Origin of the sequence: Nocardia sp. NPDC088792 (assembly GCF_044750615.1) — a bacterium.
Classification (GTDB): Bacteria; Actinomycetota; Actinomycetes; order Mycobacteriales; family Mycobacteriaceae; genus Nocardia.
In genome coordinates, this window is record NZ_JBIVKC010000001.1 from 977,562 (window position 1) to 991,407 (window position 13,846).

General features: G+C 67.8%; 17 protein-coding genes. 7 read left to right on the plus strand and 10 right to left on the minus strand.

The features are described from left to right. Positions 1-4: 4 nt before the first annotated feature. The 5 genes from ACIP5Y_RS04770 to ACIP5Y_RS04790 form a co-directional block, all read right to left on the minus strand. Positions 5-1,219: a beta-ketoacyl-[acyl-carrier-protein] synthase family protein gene (locus tag ACIP5Y_RS04770; protein WP_400347596.1), complete on the minus strand. Its 1,215-nt coding sequence runs from the start codon at positions 1,217-1,219 to the stop codon at positions 5-7. After that, positions 1,210-1,470 (minus strand): acyl carrier protein, encoded by a 261-nt coding sequence (locus ACIP5Y_RS04775; protein ID WP_400347598.1) that lies wholly within the window; start codon positions 1,468-1,470, stop codon positions 1,210-1,212. Before ACIP5Y_RS04775 ends, ACIP5Y_RS04770 begins: the two co-directional genes overlap by 10 nt. Before the next feature lie 39 nt (positions 1,471-1,509). Next, positions 1,510-2,205 carry a beta-ketoacyl synthase N-terminal-like domain-containing protein gene (locus tag ACIP5Y_RS04780; RefSeq protein WP_400347599.1) on the minus strand — a complete coding sequence of 232 codons (696 nt, stop codon included), beginning with the start codon at positions 2,203-2,205 and terminating at the stop codon, positions 1,510-1,512. Positions 2,206-2,300: 95 nt separating this feature from the next. Then, positions 2,301-3,449 (minus strand): hypothetical protein, encoded by a 1,149-nt coding sequence (locus ACIP5Y_RS04785; RefSeq protein ID WP_400347600.1) that lies wholly within the window; start codon positions 3,447-3,449, stop codon positions 2,301-2,303. A gap of 259 nt (positions 3,450-3,708) precedes the next feature. Then, a complete protein-coding gene (locus tag ACIP5Y_RS04790; protein ID WP_400347601.1) occupies positions 3,709-4,014 on the minus strand; it encodes an Lrp/AsnC family transcriptional regulator in 306 nt (101 codons plus the stop codon). 425 nt (positions 4,015-4,439) lie between these two features. On the opposite strand from ACIP5Y_RS04790, the gene ACIP5Y_RS04795 reads away from it, so the two are divergent. The 4 genes from ACIP5Y_RS04795 to ACIP5Y_RS04810 are packed head-to-tail and all read left to right on the plus strand — an operon-like array spanning position 4,440 to position 7,946. Continuing rightward, on the plus strand, positions 4,440-5,387 hold the full coding sequence (locus ACIP5Y_RS04795) for an ABC transporter ATP-binding protein (RefSeq protein ID WP_400347603.1): 948 nt from the start codon (positions 4,440-4,442) through the stop codon (positions 5,385-5,387). Beyond that, a complete protein-coding gene (locus ACIP5Y_RS04800) occupies positions 5,384-6,154 on the plus strand; it encodes an ABC transporter permease (protein WP_400347605.1) in 771 nt (256 codons plus the stop codon). The genes ACIP5Y_RS04795 and ACIP5Y_RS04800 overlap by 4 nt, the downstream gene beginning before the upstream one ends. Continuing rightward, a complete protein-coding gene (locus ACIP5Y_RS04805) occupies positions 6,151-7,329 on the plus strand; it encodes a sensor histidine kinase (RefSeq protein ID WP_400347607.1) in 1,179 nt (392 codons plus the stop codon). Before ACIP5Y_RS04800 ends, ACIP5Y_RS04805 begins: the two co-directional genes overlap by 4 nt. 2 nt (positions 7,330-7,331) lie before the next feature. Then, positions 7,332-7,946: a response regulator gene (locus tag ACIP5Y_RS04810; RefSeq protein WP_400347609.1), complete on the plus strand. Its 615-nt coding sequence runs from the start codon at positions 7,332-7,334 to the stop codon at positions 7,944-7,946. A gap of 32 nt (positions 7,947-7,978) precedes the next feature. Here the strand turns inward: ACIP5Y_RS04810 and ACIP5Y_RS04815 are convergent, their stop codons facing one another. Further along, positions 7,979-8,923 carry an alpha/beta hydrolase family protein gene (locus tag ACIP5Y_RS04815; RefSeq protein WP_400347611.1) on the minus strand — a complete coding sequence of 315 codons (945 nt, stop codon included), beginning with the start codon at positions 8,921-8,923 and terminating at the stop codon, positions 7,979-7,981. 139 nt (positions 8,924-9,062) lie between these two features. Between ACIP5Y_RS04815 and ACIP5Y_RS04820 the strand changes: the two genes are divergently transcribed. Beyond that, entirely contained in the window at positions 9,063-9,662 is a 600-nt protein-coding gene (locus tag ACIP5Y_RS04820; RefSeq protein ID WP_400347613.1) for a TetR/AcrR family transcriptional regulator, read from the plus strand. On the opposite strand, the gene ACIP5Y_RS04825 is transcribed toward ACIP5Y_RS04820, so the two are convergent. The 3 genes from ACIP5Y_RS04825 to ACIP5Y_RS04835 are packed head-to-tail and all read right to left on the minus strand — an operon-like array spanning position 9,624 to position 11,745. Next, a complete protein-coding gene (locus ACIP5Y_RS04825; protein ID WP_400347615.1) occupies positions 9,624-10,661 on the minus strand; it encodes an amidohydrolase family protein in 1,038 nt (345 codons plus the stop codon). The genes ACIP5Y_RS04820 and ACIP5Y_RS04825 overlap by 39 nt on opposite strands. Before the next feature lie 23 nt (positions 10,662-10,684). Then, positions 10,685-11,431, minus strand: coding sequence for an SDR family NAD(P)-dependent oxidoreductase (locus ACIP5Y_RS04830; RefSeq protein WP_400347617.1), 747 nt, complete (start codon positions 11,429-11,431; stop codon positions 10,685-10,687). Further along, positions 11,428-11,745, minus strand: coding sequence for a hypothetical protein (locus tag ACIP5Y_RS04835; RefSeq protein WP_400347619.1), 318 nt, complete (start codon positions 11,743-11,745; stop codon positions 11,428-11,430). Before ACIP5Y_RS04835 ends, ACIP5Y_RS04830 begins: the two co-directional genes overlap by 4 nt. A 70-nt stretch (positions 11,746-11,815) precedes the next feature. On the opposite strand from ACIP5Y_RS04835, the gene ACIP5Y_RS04840 reads away from it, so the two are divergent. Further along, positions 11,816-12,667, plus strand: a complete 852-nt coding sequence (locus ACIP5Y_RS04840) for a LysR family transcriptional regulator (protein ID WP_400347621.1) — start codon at positions 11,816-11,818, stop codon at positions 12,665-12,667. A gap of 25 nt (positions 12,668-12,692) precedes the next feature. Here ACIP5Y_RS04840 and ACIP5Y_RS04845 read toward each other — a convergent pair whose 3' ends face one another. Next, the gene (locus ACIP5Y_RS04845) at positions 12,693-13,091 is read right to left on the minus strand and encodes an ester cyclase (RefSeq protein WP_400347623.1); all 399 of its coding nucleotides are present in this window, start codon (positions 13,089-13,091) and stop codon (positions 12,693-12,695) included. Positions 13,092-13,211: 120 nt separating this feature from the next. On the opposite strand from ACIP5Y_RS04845, the gene ACIP5Y_RS04850 reads away from it, so the two are divergent. Then, complete coding sequence (locus ACIP5Y_RS04850) at positions 13,212-13,835, plus strand: TetR/AcrR family transcriptional regulator (protein WP_400347624.1); 624 nt, start codon at positions 13,212-13,214, stop codon at positions 13,833-13,835. The last annotated feature ends 11 nt before the right edge of the window (positions 13,836-13,846 follow it).

Below are 13,846 nucleotides of genomic sequence, written 5' to 3' on the forward strand. Positions count from 1 at the left end.
TCGCTCAGACCCTTCCGAACAGGACGATGGCGTTATTGCCGCCGAAGGCGAATCCGTGGTTCTGCACGACGTCGAGCCGCGCGGGCCGGCCCACGTTCGGTACCACGTCGGTCAGCGGCACGTCCGAACCCAGCTGCCGGAAGTTCGCTGTCGGCGGGCACATCTGCCGTAGGAGCCCGAGCACGCAGGCCACCGCACCGAAGCCGCTGGCCGCACCCATGGAATGGCCGAGCATCGACTTGATCGAGCTCACCGGCGGCGGGGCGGCGCCGAAAACGTCCGCGATCGCGGAGCTTTCGGTGGTGTCGTTGGCTTTGGTGCCGGTGCCGTGTGCGCAGATGTAGTCGACCTGATCCGGTGTGACGGCGGCACGTTCGTGGGCCAGCCGGATACAGCGGGCGACCGAATCGCGGTTCGGCGCCACCATGTGGTCGGCGTCGCAGTTGATGCCGGCGCCGAGCACGGTGGCCAGGGAGGTCGCGCCGCGTGCCCGTGCATGCGACTCGGATTCCAGTACCAGCGCGACTCCGCCCTCGGCGGTGAGCATGCCCTCGCGGTCGGCGTCGAAAGGCCGGCAGACATCGGGAGACATGGCCCCCAGCCGGTAGAAACCGGCATGGGCCCAGCGGCATACCGCATCGGCGCCGCCGACGATCGCGATATCGGCCTTGCCGGAGGCGATCAGCAGCGAGCCGAACGCGATGCTGTAATTGCTGGCCGAGCACGCGGTGGAGAAGGTGTAGTCGTCGGAGTGGCTCGCGCCGAGCTCGTCGGCGACAGCCTCGCCGATTCGCTGTGCCGGCAGCTTGCTCGCGACATCCGCGGAGATCACGCCCGGTGTGCTCACCAGGTATTCGGCGGTGGCCCGCTCCATCTCCTGTGATTCACCACTGGTCGTGCCCATACATATCGCGATGCGCGCGGTGTCCAGGTCGGTCTGCCCGAGCGCCGCGTCCTCCACGGCCAGCCGTGCGGCCGCTGCGGCGAGCAGGCTGCTGCGGCCGTATCGTTCGGCGCCGACGTTCTTGCAGATCTCTTCGGCAACGAAGTCGTGTACTTCGCCGGCCTGATCGGTGCGGAATCCGGAGGTGTCGAACGATCGTATGGTGGAGGTGCCCACCTGACCCGCGAAAAGCGCGGTGTCGTAAGCGTCGCGGCCGATGCCGATGCTGGAGACCGGTCCGAGACCGGTCACCAGAACCTTATGACTCACGCCCATTTCGCGTACTCCGCGACGACGTCGTAGACGTGCTGCAGGTTGTCCATCCGCGGCAGTTCCTCCTGCGGCACCTCGACGTCGAATTCTTTGTCGATGCGGGACAGGATTTCGATGGCGCGCAGGGAATCGGCTTCGTATTCCTCGACGAAAAGACCGGTGTCGGTCAGCTCGGCCGGGTCGATTTCGAGAATGTCGGCAACAATCTCGCGCAGGGTCTCGAGGTGAGTATTCCCGACTTCGGTGTTTGTCATTGTTCATTTCCTTTTCCGAGGAGCGTTGCGGTGTCTGACTTATAAGAGCGCGTGGCGGCCGGCCGGATACAGCACGCGCGGATCGGAGTAGGCCGCGTGCAGCAATGCCTGCTGGGTTTCGATGTCGGGCACCGTGGGCGCCGGGCCGTCGGGCCCGGTCGCGCCGCCGACCAGCACGTAGTACACGATGTCGCCGTCGAGGACGGCGTCGGTCAGGCGTTTGAGCACGGCCACACCGGTACTGCCGGACGCGAATCCGATCGTGCGCTCCAGTGCCGGGGGCAGGTGCGCGGCCTCGACCAGCGCGAGCCGGGCCGCACCGGAGCACAGACTCCGATACGCCAGGTCCGCCGGCCGGCCGCCGCCGAGGAATACCGCGGCCTCGGCGGCGCGGAGTATCTCCGGCGATGCCCCGGCGTCTTCCAGTGCGGCGCAGCTCAATTCGAGGATCAGCCGCCGATGGGGGTCCAGCGTGGCGAGTTCGGCCGTGGAGAGGCCGAACAGCGCTGCGTCGAATTCATCCGGGCCGTCGAGCCATTCGTCCCGGATCTGCTGATCCCGCGGCACATGCCACGAGCCGTGCTGCAATGGCGGGAATGCCCCGGCCACATCGCACAGCACATCCCAGAAGGTCTCCGGGTCCGTGGCATCGGGCAGCCAGTACGCCAGCCCGATCACCGCCACCGCCGCTTCGGACCGCACGCCGGTGCGTGCCGCGAGTACGTTGTCGCTCATCACGTTCCAGACCTCCTGGCCGTAGATTTGCCGTCGATGTCAAGAGGCGGACGGGCGGAATCCGGATACGGCAGGGAGCGATGCACTTCACACGATCATCGAGCGGTCTCGGGCCGGGGGATCCTTTCCACGGTCACCACGCGATCCGGCACGACCGAGATGTCCCGGCAATGCCTCAGCAGCCAGCCCAGCACGACGGAGCCCGGTACCGGTTCTGTCGTGGTCACGTATGCGAGGACCATCTCGCCGAATATCGTGTGCGGTGCGCCGACTGCCAGCACCTCGATGACCAGGGGACACTGGGCGACAACGTGTTCCACGTCCGCCGGGGCAACCGATTCACCGCCGCGGTTGATCATGTCGCCGTCTGCCGGATGCATGGCGAAGCGGCGCTCATCCACCGCCGTCGCCGGTTCCGCGGTGCGCAGCCGGCCGTCGGGGGTGAGGATCTGCACGGTGGCGCCGAACAGCCGGCGGAGCGCATCCACGTCCGCGGAATGGGGTGCCGGGCCGCCGATCTGCACCAGGCGCACCGGCGAGTCCGCCTGTGCCACACGGCCGTACCAGCGCCGGGCCTGTGCCAGCGTCAGCGGTAGCACCGTCACCCGGTGGCGGGCGATCGCGGCGACGATCCCGGCGTAGTCGGTGGCCTGAGTCAGCACCACCCGCGCCCCGGACAACAGTGCGCCCAGGATGCCGGGGCAGCCGAGCACATGGTGGTGCGCGACCGGGGTCGAGGCCAGGTAGCAATCGTAGGGGGTCAGCTCGGCATTGCGGGCGGCCAGCCAGAGCGTCAGCACGCAGTCGGCATGTGTGCGCGGGATCGATTCCGGATCGCCGGTGGATACACCGGGGGTCAGATACAGCGCCACCGCCGACCGGTCGTCATCGGAATCCGTGGTGGCGCAGGCGCGTATCCGGTGTAGCTCGGCGGAACTCACCGTGGCGCCGACTGTCAATACCGGTTGTAGCCCGGTCAACAGGTACGCGAGCAGGTCGATCACGAAATCGATCGAATTGCGTGACCGCAGCAGCGCCGGATCGCCGTGCGAGAACATGCCGCGCAGTACACCGCTGCGCCGCAGTGCCGCCTCGTGCAGTGCCGCGAAACTCAGCGTGCTGTCGTCGTCGGACACCGTCCCGCCGGGAAATCGGCGCAGGGCCTCGACCAGTTCCGCGGTCAAGGTGGTGGACGCGGCATGCGCCTCGGCCTCGGTCTCGGTAGCCAGGTCCAGCACGATCATGACGTCCGCACCCTCGCTCGTACAGCGTTGTCAGGCCGGCGCCTGTCCATGACGGGAATATGCATGTCCCTCAGTCCTTTCCGGTTGCAGTGCGCCGATTTCGGCGCCGGGCTCCTGCCGTAGATGAGGCGGCAGTCCCGCGCTCGGATGCGTTCGTTCTCGATCGCCGTAGGACGAGGGTGGTCGTGGAAACGTATCCAGCGCAGCACCGTTGGCATGGTGCCGCGCTGGATACGGGTGAGGCGCACCCCATTTCGTGTCAGCCCGTCACTGCCTCCATCGGTTGTTGTGCGAATCCGATGGAGAAGGCGCCGCTCGCGAATTCGGTCGAATACGAACGGAACGCGATATGGGTGGAGGTCCGGGAAATGCCGCGGACCTCGGCGATGCGCTCGACGACGAGTTGGCGGACCTGCTCCATGCGCGGGACACGCACGATCGCAATCAAATCCACCTCCCCGCCGCAGGAATACAGCTCGGAGACACCCTCGATATCGGCTACCTGTTGCGCCGCCTCGATGACGAGATCCGGATCGGTGGAGATGAGAATTATCGCCGTGATCATGAAATCACCCCATGCCCGAATAGCAGTGTGCCGGTCCCCCGCGCCATTGCGGGGGCCGGCATTGTTCTTCGAGAGCGTCATCGGCCTCGAGCACAGCGATCCGAAACACCGCGTGACGAAACACTGCGTCCAGGATGATCTCCGCACCGCACATCCGGATACAGCGCTGCCGCGACAATCACCCGGTGTGGTGCGCGCTACACCGAGATCCTGATGGTTCCGCGCGGCGGGCATACCGCGCACGATCCCCGGGAGCTGCAGCGACTTCAGAAGAGGGCGTCATCTCGGGCGGATTCGGGGAGTCGGAGCATAGCCGTGGCAGCGCTCCATCATCCGATGTCGCCGGGGAGCAATGACAGTCGTCATGTCCCGAGCATGACGATCGAGGAGGGAGCCGCGCCGGCCTCGCCGGGATCGTGGACACCATGAACCAGCAGACATCGACCGTCCCTCCGGCGGTCAGTATGACCAACCTGCACAAGCGATTTCGCGGGCCGGGCGGTGATCCGGTGCACGCGGTCAACGGGTTGAGCCTCGTTGTCGAGCCCGGGGAGATCGTCGCGTTCCTCGGCCCCAACGGAGCGGGCAAGTCCACCACCATCGATATGTTGCTCGGACTGGTCGTGCCCGACGAAGGGTCGGTGAGATTGTTCGGGAGTACACCGTCCGACGCCATCGCCGGAGGACGGGTCTCGGCCGTGCTGCAGAGCGGCGGCCTGCTCGAGGACGTCACCGTCGAGGAGACCGTGGAGATGATCGCCGCCGTATTCGGCGCCACGCGTCCAGTGGCGGAGGTGCTCGAGCGGGCGGGGATCACCGGCATCGCCGATCGGCAGGTCGGCAAGTGCTCCGGCGGCCAGCAGCAGCGGCTGCGGTTCGCGCTGGCGCTGCTACCGGACCCGGACCTCATCGTGCTCGACGAGCCGACCACCGGCATGGATGTGGAAGGCCGCCGGGACTTCTGGAACGCCATGCGCGAGGACTCCGCGCGGGGGCGAACCGTACTGTTCGCTACCCACTACCTCGACGAGGCCGACGCCTACGCCGACCGGATAGTGCTGGTCAGCAAGGGCCGGGTGGTCGCGGACGGCAGCGCGGCGCGGATCAAGAGCCTGGCCTCGGGCCGGCTGGTTTCGGCCACGCTGCACTCGGCCGACCGTGCCCGGCTGCTCGGTGTGGAGGGGGTGCGCGAGGTGGAGTTGCGCGGCGATCGGGTGCTGATCAAGGCGGGCGACTCCGACGCGGTGGCCCGTTACCTGCTGACACACACCGACGCAGTCGATCTCGAGATCACCTCGCACAACCTCGAGGACGCCTTCCTCGCTCTCACCACCGACACCGGCGAACTCGCCACGACCGGAGCTCACTCATGACAACTCTCGACGCCACTCGGCCGCGCCCCGCGCTCGGCGGGTTCAGCACCGAATTCCTTGCCCTCGAACTGCGTCGGCTATTGCGCAATCGGCGCATAGTGTCGTTCGCGCTGATCCTGCCGCCTGTGTTCTACCTCGTCATCGCTCTGCAAGGCAGCAACCACACCGAGTCGTACGGCAACACAAGAGGTTACGCCATGGTGACCGCGATCATCTTCAACAGTTTGTTCAACGCCGCCAACGGTGGGGCGTTGGTGGCGGTGGAACGCGGACTCGGCTGGAGTCGGCAGTTGCGGCTGACGCCGCTGCGGCCGGCCGCCTATATCGCCATCAAAACCATTGTCGCCATGGTGATGCCGCTCGCGGTGATGCTGTCGGTCTCGCTCCTCGGGGCGTTGACGGGCGCGCGGCTGACGGCGGCGGCCTGGGTCGGCTCCTGCTTGCTGGCGTGGGCGTGCTCGCTGGTGTTCGCGGCCTTCGGCCTGTTTCTGGGGTACCTGCTACCGTCGGAGAGTGTGATGCCGCTGCTCGGATTGTTGCTGGCGTTCCTGGATTTCGCGGGCGGATTGTTCTTCACGATGACCGGCTGGGTCGGCGTCGCGTCGAAATTCGTTCCGACCTACGGGATTGCGAGCATGGCACGGATGCCACTGGGCGTGGAAAGCGGAGGGGAGATTGCCGCGGGAGCGGCGAACATCGTGGTGTGGGGGGCTTTCTTCATCATCGGCGCGATGGTGCTGTTCCGTCGGGACACCGCGCGCGTATGACCGCGCGGTACCGATGGCTACGCGGTCCGCAGGCTGCCGAGCCCGCGGACCAGCATCCGGCCATATACCGCCGCGAGCAGTGGCTCGCGGCGGTGCTCACCGGTCTCTCGACCGTCTTTCTGCTCGGACCTGTCGTCGAGGTCTGGAGACGGGGGAATCTCGGCGAAACGGTGCTGATCATCGTCATCACGATCGCCTTCATCTGCCTGTGCGGGTCCGCGCCCTTCCTGTTCCACGGGTTCGGCCGAATGCGGCCGGCCGTGACCGGACTGTCGGCCTACCTGTGGTTTGCCGTGATGGCGGTTCTCGTCGCCGCGTCGGTGCCCGTGGAAGGTCTTGTGGCGCTGAACATGGTGGCGTATCTCGTGATGATCGGGGCCTACATCCTGCCCGACCGCGCTGCCCTCGGGATCGCGATCACCGGCATCGTCTTCTTCGCGGTGGTGCCGCCACTGGTGCCCCGCATGGGTATGACGCAGGTGACGGGACTGATCTTCGCGATGGTGATAGGGGTTTTCGCCGTCGCCAGGCATGTCGGCGTGGCCAATCACCGGCTCGACCGCGAGTTCCGCAAGCAGCGCGCCGAACTCGTGGTCGCCGAGGAACGCAACCGGGTGGCCCGCGATGTGCACGATATCCTCGGGCACTCGCTGACCGTCATCACCATCAAAACCGAACTGGCCCAACGGCTGATCGATATCGACCTGGACCGCTTGCAGGCCGAGCTCACCGATATCGAGCTACTCGCCCGCGAGGCGCTCGCCGGTGTCCGTGACACCGTCGGCGGGCTCCGGGAGATCACTCTGGACGGTGAGCTGGCCAACGCCCGCACCGCGTTGTCGGCCGCGGGCATCGAAGCGCGGCTGCCCGCCGACGGCACGGTCGTGTCGCGGCATCTCCGGCAGATATGCGGCTGGGTGCTGCGCGAAGCCGTGACCAACGTCGTGCGCCACAGCGGCGCGCAGCGCTGCACCGTCACCGTCGCCCCGGCGAGCATCGACATTCTCGATGACGGCAAGGGACTCGACCCGGCCGTGTCCGCCGGCTCGGGTCTGGACGGATTACACGAACGGGTGGCCGCCTTCGGCGGAACACTGCGCCTGGGCACGATGCGGGGCCGCGGCTTCCGGCTGACCGCCGAATTCCCTTACCCCGCAACAACGGAAGAGGACTGATCATGGCCGACCCGATCCGCCTCGTGCTCGCCGACGACCAGGCCCTGGTGCGCGGCGCCCTGGCCGCGCTGCTCGACATCGAGTCCGACTTGACCGTCGTCGGTGAGGCGGGCCGCGGCGACGAGGTGCTCGCCGTGGTCGAACGGACCGGGCCCGATGTGGTCCTGCTCGACATCGACATGCCCGGGCTCGACGGTATCGCCGTCGCCGCCGAGCTGCATCGGACCCGGCCCGAGGTGCGCATCCTCATGGTCACCACCTTCGGCCGCCCCGGCTACCTGCGCCGCGCCATGGACGCCGGTGCGGCGGGTTTCATCGTCAAGGACACTCCCGCCCGCAAACTCGCCGACGCTGTCCGGCGCGTTCACCTCGGCCTGCGTCTCATCGACCCCGCGCTGGCCGCCGAATCCCGCACTCACGGCGCCTCGCCGTTCACGGCCCGCGAACGCGAAGTCCTCAGCGCCGCCGCTGCCGGCGGCAGCACCGCCGCCATCGCCGAACGATTGCACCTGTCCGAAGGCGCGGTCCGCAACCATCTTTCCGCGGCCATCGGCAAGACCTCCACCACCACCCGCGCCGCGGCCGTCCGCGAAGCCGAACGCTTCGGCTGGTTGTAGACCGGAATACGCTGTGGCCGAGGGGATTCCGCCTATTCGGTGTCGATGCGGGCGATCGGATCAGGAGCCTGTTCGAGGTCCGATTTCAGTTGTTTCCATGCGGTGCCGTCGATTCCGAGGGCGCTGCGGAGGTAGGCCCACGCGGTCTGCCGGATGAGGGCGACCCGTTCGGGGCTCTCGTCGGTGGTGTCCTTCGCGTTGTAGCCGTGGATGCCGCCGAGCGAGTGCTCGGCGCCGAACACGGTGAGCAGGCTCTGCGCACCGGGGGCGTGGGCGTACACGTCGGTGAACCAGTCGGGGCCGCGGGTGGTGAGCAGGGATTGGTCGTGATCGCCCGCGACCACGAGGGTCGGCGTGGCCAGGCCGTCGAAGTCGGGGCTCATGAAGGAGAAGTTCTCCGCGGCGAATGCCGACAGGTTGTCACCGCCGAGACCCGTATTGGCAAGCAGCACACCGGCTTTCACCCGGGCATCGGTCAGGTCGGGGCCGGGTTGCCCGTCCGCGCCGAGCACGCGCGCGCCGAGCAGCATGCCGACGGTCTGCGCGCCCCAGGAGTGTCCGGCGACGGCGATACGGTCGCGATCGATGCGAGCATCGAGCCCGGGGACGGCGGCCACGACATGGTCGAGCTCGTCGAGTACGCGCCCGACATCCCGGACTCGAATGCGCCAGATGTCCGGGTATCGAGGATCGGCGGGCGTGATACCGAGCGTCTGCGAATCCAGGAACGTGGGCTGGATGACGACGAAGCCGTTGCCGGCCCAGAAGTCGACCAGCGGGTCATAGGAGGACATCGATTGGCCGAAGCCGTGCGCGAACACGAGCACCGGGAGATCAGTGCCGGACGCGGGCGCCGACACCCGCAGTTGCAGGTCGGCGCCGCGCTCCGGCGCAGGCAGGACAACTGGTTTCACGCTGATGATCGGCGTGGTCAGAGCGGGGACGGCACTCGGGGCGAGCGTGAGCGGTGCGGGCATGGGTAGCTTCCCTTCGAACGTGACGGGCGCGGATTCCGATGGGCTGGGCCACCGGATAGACTCTTGAAACGGAGCGCTGTTCCGAATATACGGAGCAGTGTTCCGCTTGACAAGGGCACCCGTCAGAAAGGAACGCCGCGTGACTACAGGCGACGAGCCGACCACCGCGAATCCGGCCAAACGCGCCGACGCACGCAGGAACGAGAAGGCCCTGCTCGATGCCGCCGCAGCGGTTTTCGTCACCGACGGAGTGAACGCCCCCGTACGCCGGATCGCCGCGGAAGCCTCCGTCGGCATGGGCACGATCTACCGCCACTTCCCCACCCGCGCGGACCTGGTCGCCGCCGTCTACCGCCATCAGATCGACGCCTGCGCCGAAGCCGGGCCCACCCTGCTCGCGACCACCGGTTCACCGTTCGCCGCACTCCAGCAATGGGTGAACCTGTTCGCCGACTTCCTGACCACCAAACACGGCCTCGCCGCCGCCATGCGCGACGATCCGGCCGGCTTCACGGCCCTGCACACCCTGTTTCTCGATCGCTTGCTGCCGGTACTCGACGACCTCCTCACCGCCGGCCGCGACGCGGGCGAGATCACCGCCGACTTCAGCGCCTACCAACTGATGCGCGCGATCGGCGACATCTGCGCGGGCGCCGAACGAGTCGATCCGGATTACGACGCGCGCCTCACCCTTCGGCTACTACTCGATGGATGCCGGGGTCGGCTCCGGCGCGGGTGAAGTCGCTGTGATCGCGAGAGCCGTTGGGGCCCGGCCGATTCCGAAGACACGCTCGGCGGTGCGGTGGGCGATCGCCGTCCGCTGATCGTCGGCCAGGGGTATGTCCCGCAGGAATGTCATTGCCGCCGTCGGGTCTTCGTACGGATAGTCGATCGCGAACATGATCGCGTCCGTGCCGACTGCGCGCAGGGCCAGCCCGAGCACATCCGGATCGTCGATGCCGCTCGTGGTGATCACGAAGTTGCGGCGGAAGTACTCACTCGGCGTGAGCGACAAGCGCGGCATGTCCGTGGCGGCCCCGGCCGTCCGCGTCGCGAAGGCGTGCCGGTTGTCGATTCGCCGCAGCCAGTACGGGATTCCCTCGCCGAGGTGGCCGAGCACGATGGTCAGCCCCGGGTAGCGGTCCAGGGCGCCGCCGAGAATGAGCCGCATGGCGTGCAGCCCGGCCTCGGCGTGGTAGCCCCAGATCGCGGCGGGCATTCCGTAGTCGCGGTAGGGGGCGAGCATGCTCGGCACTCGCGGGTGCAGATAGATCGGCGCGTGGTTCGCTTCGGCGGCGGCCAGCAGTGGCGCGAACTCCGGCTCGTCCAGATACCGGCCGCCGGTGTGTGAGTTGATCATGATGCCGTTGAGGCCGAGTGGTCCCATGGCCCGTTCGATCTCGGCGGCGGCGGCGATCGGATCTTGCGGTGCGACCGTGGCCAATCCGCCGAACCGGTCCGGATGCCGCCGCACGATGGCGGCCAGCGCGTCATTGAACTCCCGGGCCAGCGGCACCGCGTCGGCCGCCGAATAAGGCTGCACACCGGGCGGATTCAGGCTGAGCACCGCCATGTCCTGCCCGAGCGCATCCATCTCCCGCAGCCGGGCATCGAGATCCACAAGCCTGCCACGCAGCTCGGGAGTGCCCTCGACCGTGCGCATGAGACCCATCTCGGTCTCGTCACCGGGCACGACATCCAGGCCGTGCGCGGCGATCAGGAACGCCTCGGTGGCCATATGCTCCTCTACCGCAATGACTTTCATGCCCGCCGCCCGCCGTCGACCGACAGCGCGATGCCGGTGATGTAAGAAGCGGCATCGGAACAGAGCCACACCGCCGCTGCCGCAGCCTCTTCCGGCAGGCCGAGTCGGCCGAGGGGCGTGATCGCGGCCTGCCGCTCGAGCATGTCGGTGCCGACCGCGACGCTCTCGAACCCGGGGGTCAGGGTCGGGCCGGGGCAGACGGCGTTGACCCGAATGCTCTTCGGCGCGTAGTCGATCGCGGCGACCTTGGTGAGACCGACGATCCCGTGCTTGGCGGCCACGTACGCCGGAGCGTTCGGGATCGCGTACAGGCCACCGTTCGAGGCGATATTGACGATCGCGCCGCCGCCCTCGAGCAAAGGCAGCTCGTACTTCATGCACAGGAAGGTTCCGGCCAGGTTGACGTGGACCACGCGCTCGAACTCGTCCAGGGTCATCCGGTCGAGTTGCTTGTGGTGCGAGGCCATTCCGGCATTGTTCACGGCGAAATCGAGGCCACCGAACGCCTCGACCGTGCGCTCGACGGCGGTCCGCACCGAGTCCTCATCGCCGATGTCGACGGTGACGGTCAGTGCTTCGCCGCCCTCCTTCTCGATCAGCTCGGTGGTTTCGGCCGCCGCGCGCCCATCGATATCGAGCACGGCGACCGCCGCGCCGCTCCGGGCGAACGCGAGCGCGGCCGCGCGGCCGATTCCGCTCCCGGCGCCGGTGACCAGTCCCGCCCGGCGGGTTTCGCCGCTCATGCCAGCGGCTCGTGGTTCGCCCAGGCGACGCGGTACGGGTGCCGCGACTGCCAGCGGTCGATCACCTCGTGCATGCCGGGTGCGCCGAACGCCTTTGCGAGCGTGTCGATGTCGGACACGGCGAGCTGCACGATCGCGGTCCCGATCAATGCCGGAATGGCCTCCTCGCCGGGAACGCCGAGGTGCCGGCGAGCCTCGAACGACTGCACCAGACCGCTGCCGAGCATGACCTGTTCGATATCCGTCAGATATCGGTCCAGCTCGCCGTCGGGGAGGGGTTCATTGAAGGAAACGATCATCGTGTGCTGGATCATGCAGCAATTCTCGATGCGACAGCGCGGCAGTGTCCAAGATCCGTTCGATATTCAGCGATAACCTGTAGGCATGGTTGAACTGGAGACCCGCGAGCTCGAGTACTTCATCGCGGTAGCCGACGAGCTGCATTTCGGCCGGGCCGCCACCCGGCTCTCGATCGCGCAGCCGGCGCTCTCGAAGGCGATCCAGCGCATCGAAACACGACTCGGCGTCCCGCTTTTCGTCCGCTCGAGCCGGCATGTCGAACTCACCCCGGCGGGGGAAGCGTTGCGGGAGCACGGCCGCCATGCCCTCAACGCGGTCGGCGCAGCCGTCCGCAATGCCCGCCGTGCCGGCGACCTCGATCCTCATTTGCGACTGGTACTCAAGCCCGGCGGCGACGCCGGCCTGCTGTCCGGCATCCTGGCCGAGTACTCCCAGCAGCCCGCCGCCCGGCGCGTGGACATCCTCTTCAGCGGCCCCGCGGACCGCACCGACTTCCTGCGCGACGGCCGCGCCGATGTCGGCCTGCTCTACGCCCCCTTCGACAACCTCGACGGCTTGGCCTGCGAAATCCTGCACACCGAAGACCGCGTGGCCATCCTCCCGGCCACCCACCACTTGGCCGCACAGGAGGGAGTGCGAATGTCCGAACTGGCGGGCGAAACCCTCCCGCGCTGGAAGGGAATCCCCGCCGGCGCCGGCGATGGCACCGGCCCCGAGGTAGCCGACGTGGTCCAGTTACTCCACATGATCGCGGTGGGCCGCATGATCGGAGTACTCCCCCGCTCCCTGGTCGACCCGGCTCCGCCCGGGCTGGTCTGCCTCCCGGTAATCGACGCGCCCCCGAGCCATCTCGTCCTGGCCTGGAACGAACAGGACCATCGTCCCCTGGTCACGTCCTTCGTGGCCGCGGCCCGCCGAACCCTCCGCACGGCCTGACCGATCCGGCGGACCGCGAATCGCCTTACTCCGCAACCCTTTCCGCGCCCTCGGCGGCGAGGGTTTCCGCACTGTAGGGCAGCCCTTGGCCGATCCCCCAGTTCTCGGCGATGCGGCCGTTGTCGAGGCGGAAGATCTCGATCATCGTCGGTTCCGGGCCGTCGTCCGCGATGGGGATTCCTTCGATGGTCGAGCGGACGGCCACCCGGTCGCCGTCGACCAGAACATCCTGGGCGATCACGCGAATATCGGGGAATTGGGTGACGAGGCTGCGCCAGGCGCTCTTGCCTGCCTCGAATCCGGTGCTGCCGAGGGGATGGCTGAAGCAGTCCGGGGTGTGCAGGTCGTCGGCTGCATCGAATTGCCGGGTGTTGAAGCAGTTCTGGAGTTGCCGCACGAGGGTTCCGGCGTCGACCGTGGCCATGACTGTGTCCTCCTGAGATGGTCGTTCAGATCCCGTGAGCGGCGCGATCCGCTAAGCGGTGCGCCGCCCCGGTTACCGAGGCAGCATACGGGGCGGCGACCCGGTTATGCTAGGGCCGAGATGTCTCACCAACTCCCCGAACCCATTCCCGCCGAATCGCCCGCGGCCCACGGCACCGCCCGGGCGCTGCGGGCCGATGCGCGCCGCAATCGTGAACGGGTCCTCCGGACCGCTCAGCAGCTGTTCGCCCAGGAGGGGCTGGGCGTCTCGCTCGATGAGATCGCGCGGCGGGCCGGTGTCGGGCCCGGGACGGTACATCGGCACTTCCCGTCCAAAGAAGCGCTGTACCTCGCGGTTTCGATCGATCAGCTCGAGCGTCTGGTGGCCGAGGCGGCGGCACTCGCGGCCGGCGGCGATCCCGCGGCCGTGTTCACGCTGTTGTCGCGCATGATGGCCGACGGGGCCGAGAACTCCACGGTCAAGAGCGCACTCACCGCCGCCGAGTTCGACTTGCGCACCGCCGCACCGGAGGTGGCGACCGATCTCACCGGCTATGTCACCGAGTTGCTCGATCGCGCACGGACAGCCGGTCTGGTGCGCGACGACGTCACCGCCGATGAAGTGATGGCACTGGTGGCCGGCGCCTTCGCGGCGATCCGGCATGCCGATGCGCACGCCGATCCGGCGCGGGCGGCGCGCATCGGCGGGATCATCCTCGACGGGATACGACCTCGATCCCGTTGAGGGTCGGGCGT

Excerpts from the sequence above, each read along its gene's own strand:
- ACIP5Y_RS04770 (WP_400347596.1), bottom strand. The coding sequence starts at position 1,219 with ATGGGCGTGAGTCATAAGGTTCTGGTGACCGGTCTCGGACCGGTCTCC.
- ACIP5Y_RS04775 (WP_400347598.1), bottom strand. The coding sequence starts at position 1,470 with ATGACAAACACCGAAGTCGGGAATACTCACCTCGAGACCCTGCGCGAG.
- ACIP5Y_RS04780 (WP_400347599.1), bottom strand. The coding sequence starts at position 2,205 with ATGAGCGACAACGTACTCGCGGCACGCACCGGCGTGCGGTCCGAAGCG.
- ACIP5Y_RS04785 (WP_400347600.1), bottom strand. The coding sequence starts at position 3,449 with ATGATCGTGCTGGACCTGGCTACCGAGACCGAGGCCGAGGCGCATGCC.
- ACIP5Y_RS04790 (WP_400347601.1), bottom strand. The coding sequence starts at position 4,014 with ATGATCACGGCGATAATTCTCATCTCCACCGATCCGGATCTCGTCATC.
- ACIP5Y_RS04795 (WP_400347603.1), top strand. The coding sequence starts at position 4,440 with ATGAACCAGCAGACATCGACCGTCCCTCCGGCGGTCAGTATGACCAAC.
- ACIP5Y_RS04800 (WP_400347605.1), top strand. The coding sequence starts at position 5,384 with ATGACAACTCTCGACGCCACTCGGCCGCGCCCCGCGCTCGGCGGGTTC.
- ACIP5Y_RS04805 (WP_400347607.1), top strand. The coding sequence starts at position 6,151 with ATGACCGCGCGGTACCGATGGCTACGCGGTCCGCAGGCTGCCGAGCCC.
- ACIP5Y_RS04810 (WP_400347609.1), top strand. The coding sequence starts at position 7,332 with ATGGCCGACCCGATCCGCCTCGTGCTCGCCGACGACCAGGCCCTGGTG.
- ACIP5Y_RS04815 (WP_400347611.1), bottom strand. The coding sequence starts at position 8,923 with ATGCCCGCACCGCTCACGCTCGCCCCGAGTGCCGTCCCCGCTCTGACC.
- ACIP5Y_RS04825 (WP_400347615.1), bottom strand. The coding sequence starts at position 10,661 with ATGGCCACCGAGGCGTTCCTGATCGCCGCGCACGGCCTGGATGTCGTG.
- ACIP5Y_RS04830 (WP_400347617.1), bottom strand. The coding sequence starts at position 11,431 with ATGAGCGGCGAAACCCGCCGGGCGGGACTGGTCACCGGCGCCGGGAGC.
- ACIP5Y_RS04835 (WP_400347619.1), bottom strand. The coding sequence starts at position 11,745 with ATGATCCAGCACACGATGATCGTTTCCTTCAATGAACCCCTCCCCGAC.
- ACIP5Y_RS04840 (WP_400347621.1), top strand. The coding sequence starts at position 11,816 with ATGGTTGAACTGGAGACCCGCGAGCTCGAGTACTTCATCGCGGTAGCC.
- ACIP5Y_RS04845 (WP_400347623.1), bottom strand. The coding sequence starts at position 13,091 with ATGGCCACGGTCGACGCCGGAACCCTCGTGCGGCAACTCCAGAACTGC.
- ACIP5Y_RS04850 (WP_400347624.1), top strand. The coding sequence starts at position 13,212 with ATGTCTCACCAACTCCCCGAACCCATTCCCGCCGAATCGCCCGCGGCC.